The sequence below is a fragment of the Aquiflexum sp. genome, from assembly GCF_041749095.1.
Taxonomy (GTDB): Bacteria; Bacteroidota; Bacteroidia; order Cytophagales; family Cyclobacteriaceae; genus Aquiflexum.
Genome location: NZ_JBGTCA010000153.1, coordinates 1 through 4,310 on the forward strand (window position 1 = coordinate 1; position 4,310 = coordinate 4,310).

Annotated in this window: 3 protein-coding genes and 1 pseudogene; all 4 read left to right on the top strand. The window is 41.1% G+C overall.

Annotation, left to right across the window (positions count from 1 at the left end; all coding sequences use genetic code 11):
• A pseudogene (gene secA / locus ACEW8O_RS07750) lies at window positions 1-1,695 on the top strand (preprotein translocase subunit SecA); the annotation flags it as partial.
• Between the two features lie 10 nt (window positions 1,696-1,705).
• Window positions 1,706-2,254, top strand: a complete 549-nt coding sequence (locus ACEW8O_RS07755) for a hypothetical protein (protein WP_373494050.1) — start codon at window positions 1,706-1,708, stop codon at window positions 2,252-2,254.
• A complete protein-coding gene (locus ACEW8O_RS07760) occupies window positions 2,235-3,428 on the top strand; it encodes a M20 family metallopeptidase (RefSeq protein ID WP_373494051.1) in 1,194 nt (397 codons plus the stop codon). Before ACEW8O_RS07755 ends, ACEW8O_RS07760 begins: the two co-directional genes overlap by 20 nt.
• Before the next feature lie 285 nt (window positions 3,429-3,713).
• On the top strand, window positions 3,714-4,310 hold a 597-nt coding region (locus ACEW8O_RS07765; protein ID WP_373494052.1), incomplete at its 3' end, for a S1/P1 nuclease.

The window sequence follows — 4,310 nt, forward strand, 5'->3', positions numbered from 1 at the left end:
CTACAGAATTATTTCAGGATGTACCACAAACTTTCAGGTATGACCGGTACCGCGGAGACCGAGGCTGGGGAATTCTGGACAATTTACAAATTGGATGTAGTGGTCATTCCGACCAACAAACCAATTGTCAGGGATGATAGAGAAGATAAAGTATACAAAACCGTTAGGGAGAAGTTCAATGCAGTGGCTGATGAAATCGTAGAATTGACTACTGCGGGAAGACCTGTGTTGGTAGGTACCACCTCTGTAGAGATTTCCGAAGTATTGAGCAGGATGCTTACCATCAGAAAAATCCAACATCAGGTTTTGAATGCGAAACAACACGCAAGGGAAGCCGATGTGGTAGCTGAAGCAGGTAAGCCGGGAACTGTCACCATTGCTACCAACATGGCAGGACGGGGTACAGATATCAAATTGACACCCGAATCCAGATCCGCCGGAGGATTGGCAATTGTCGGTACAGAAAGACATGAATCCCGAAGAGTCGATAGACAGTTGAGAGGTCGGTCAGGTCGTCAGGGAGATGTGGGTTCATCCCAGTTTTTTGTTTCTTTGGAAGACAACCTGATGAGAATGTTCGGTTCTGACCGGATTGCCAAATTGATGGACAGAATGGGTCTGGAAGAAGGAGAAGTAATCCAACATTCCATGATCACCAAATCCATCGAAAGGGCACAGCGTAAAGTAGAGGAAAATAACTTTGGAGTAAGAAAACGTCTATTGGAATACGATGACGTCATGAACTCCCAAAGAGAGGTAGTCTACAAAAGACGTAAAAATGCATTGATGGGTGAACGTCTGGAATTGGATATACTCAATGTCATGTATGATGTGTCAGAGGATATCGTTCAGATGGGCAAGTCAACTGAAGATGTCGAAAATTTAAGAATGAACATTTTCAGTTCTCTGGGAATTGACCATCCTTTCACCATTGATGATCTAAAATCCAAAGATCCGAATGTCTTGACCAGAGAGTTGTTTGATGCTTCTTATAAAAACTATGTTTCCAAAAACGAAAGGATTTTACAAAAAGCATTGCCTATTCTCAAAGACGTACATATCCAAAGAGGTGCAACAGTAAAAGAAATCATGGTACCGATCACTGATGGTGTCAAGCAAATCGGAGTAGTTATCAACTTAGAATCTGCCGTCAAAAATGAGGGAAGTGACCTGATCCGTGCCATCGAAAAAAATGTGACTTTGGCCATCATTGATCAAAATTGGAAAGAGCATCTCCGGGACATGGATGACCTAAAGCAATCTGTACAGAATGCGGTCTATGAGCAGAAAGATCCACTATTAATTTACAAATTTGAGGCTTTTCAAATGTTCAAAAGGTTCGTAGGAAGATTGAATGAAGATACCATATCTTTCATATCCAAAGCTGAACTTCCTACCCAAGATCCAAGTCAGGTCAAAGCTGCCCAATCCCAAAGAAGGGATGATGGCAATGTCAGGGCATCTAAGGAAGAAGTTGGCAGTAGCCTTAACCCGGGGGCAAGAAGACAGTCTGCAGCGGCTGTTGCCAACAGGACCGAAGCCCAAGTGGTTGCTCCCAGAAAGTCAGAAAAAGTTTTTGGCCGGAATGATAAGGTTACAGTCCAGTATTCAGATGGTAAACTGGTAAAAGATGTCAAATACAAAAGTGTGGAGAGAGATGTTGCAGATGGGAAATGTGTGGTAATAGAACATTAACAATAACATCATGAAAAAGTCACTGTTTGGTCTCATTGTTCTGTTAATTTTAACAAATTCTTGTGCTATTTTTCAAAAGACAGGCCCAAGTGTGGATGTCTATGAAGGATATCAGGAAGATTTAAGTGAAAAGAGAATAACATTCCCCTCTTTGGAAAAACAAGTTGCAGAAACTGTAAAACCCAGAGTTACAAGCACTGAGGTGTTGGCGGTAGATGGAGACTTGGAAATAGCGTTGAGGAATTTTACTGAAAAGAATAGAAGTGAAAGGTATTGGAGTGGCTTTACAGTTATGGTGTACAGTGGTGTCGATAGGGACATGGCCTTCAAAACCAGAAATGACCTTTTCATGAATTTTCCGGATATCAAAACAGACATGCAATATCAACAGCCAAGGTATTTGGTGAAAGTTGGAAAATATGTCAACCGAATTGAGGCGCAGGCCCATTACCATAAAATAAAAGATAGATTCCCTACTGCCCGAATCATCCAGGACAGGTTTCAAAGAGAAGGATATGTCAATCCAGAACCAATAGATAATGGTGAAAGACAAAATTAAGTCATTGGCAACAGACTTTAAAGCCGATATTATTGCAAACCGCAGACACCTACATGCCAATCCGGAACTTTCATTTCATGAATTCCAAACTGCTGCTTTTGTTGAAGAGAAGCTGAAAAGTTTTGGCATCACCAAATTGGAAAGAAAGGCCGGCACCGGGATAGTTGCTTTGGTAGAGGGAAAAAATCCATCCAAAAAAACTATTGCGCTCAGGGGAGATATGGATGCACTTCCTATTATCGAACAAAATGAAGTCCCCTACAAATCTACCAACCCAGGAGTCATGCATGCCTGTGGTCATGATGTACATACAGCATCCCTTCTTGGCGCAGCCAAAATTTTGCAGGGAATTAGGAATGATTTTGAAGGTACTGTCAAGCTTATTTTTCAGCCCGGTGAGGAATTGTTTCCAGGAGGTGCTTCGCAAATGATCAAAGACAAAGCTTTGGAAAACCCAAGACCATCAGGAATAATCGGCCAGCATGTGATGCCACTTATTGAAGTTGGGAAAGTAGGATTCAGAAAGGGTATGTATATGGCGAGTGCAGATGAACTCTATATTACCGTCAAAGGTAAAGGTGGACATGGAGCCATGCCAGAAACATTGGTCGATCCTATATTGATAGCTTCGCACATGATTGTGGCTTTACAGCAGGTGGTCAGCAGAAACGCCTCTCCCAAAATCCCGTCTGTTCTTTCTTTCGGAAGGGTGGAAGCATTGGGAGCCACCAATATTATACCCAATGAAGTGAAAATTCAGGGGACTTTCAGGACGCTTAATGAAGAGTGGAGGGCAAAGGCGCACAAGCATATGGTCAGTATTGCCAAGGGAATAGTGGAAGGGATGGGGGGAGAACTTGATTTCGATATTAAGGTAGGATATCCTTTCCTTAAGAATGCCGAGGAATTGACCTCAAGGGCACAATTATCGGCCATTGAATATCTTGGTGAAGAAAATGTGGAGGACTTGGATATTTGGATGGCTGCAGAAGATTTTTCTTACTATACCCAGGAAATAGACGGCTGTTTTTATCGATTAGGAACACGCAATGAATCCAAAGGAATTATCTCAGGAGTCCATACACCTACTTTCGATATAGATGAAGATGCCTTGGAGATTGGAGCGGGTCTGATGGCTTTTATTGCTGTTAAGGAGTTGGAATATAAAATATAGAAATAAAGTAGAAATACGCTTCGCGAAATAAAATAGAAATAGTGAATCGCATTGTATTTAACCAAGCATATAAACCGGTTTCTTGACTCTTGGTACTTACGTCTCTACAGATGTCTCCTGCCGTCGACATGACAAGGAGAAGTCTTTCTTGGTAAGAAACACCTTTGTTTATCAAATCACCAATATTTCAAACTATTTCTATTGTATTTCAACAATATTTCCATTTTACATCTATCATATTTCAACTTTATATCAATTGTATTTCAACAATATTTCACATCAAAAATGAAAGTAACAAAAAATCTATTACTAGCAGTAATTTTAGCCTTTAGCATTAATAACCAATCCTTTGCCTGGGGAGCGGTTGGTCATTATGTGATCGGAAAATTGGCCGAATGGCAAATGAAACCACAGACAGTCCAAAAGGTAGAGGCCATACTTCAGCATGAATCCATTTCGGGCGTTGGTGTTTGGATGGACGATATCCGTTCTGACAGAAATTATGATTACACTAATACGTGGCACTGGGTCACGACAGTAGATGGTGAATATGATCCAAGTATTCAAGAGGAGACAGGAGATGCCTATGCTTCATTTTTGAAGATAAAGGAAACCCTTAAAAAAGGGGGCCTTAGTCCAGAAGAAGAAAGAGACCAATTGAGGTTGTTGATCCATATTATTGGAGACCTTCATCAGCCTTTTCATGTAGGTAAACCGGGTGACCGTGGAGGAAATGACGTGAAGGTGAGTTTTTTCAACAAAGAAACCAATATACATGCGATCTGGGATACTGATCTGATTGAGGGGAAGAAAATGAGTTATACTGAAATCGCCACTGAGTTACAAAAGCGTATCAACCCTGATCTGATTTATAAATATACT

What these genes read in the sequence shown, in the direction of transcription:
- ACEW8O_RS07755 (WP_373494050.1), top strand. Translation starts at nt 1,706, where the DNA reads ATGAAAAAGTCACTGTTTGGTCTCATTGTTCTGTTAATTTTAACAAAT.
- ACEW8O_RS07760 (WP_373494051.1), top strand. Translation starts at nt 2,235, where the DNA reads ATGGTGAAAGACAAAATTAAGTCATTGGCAACAGACTTTAAAGCCGAT.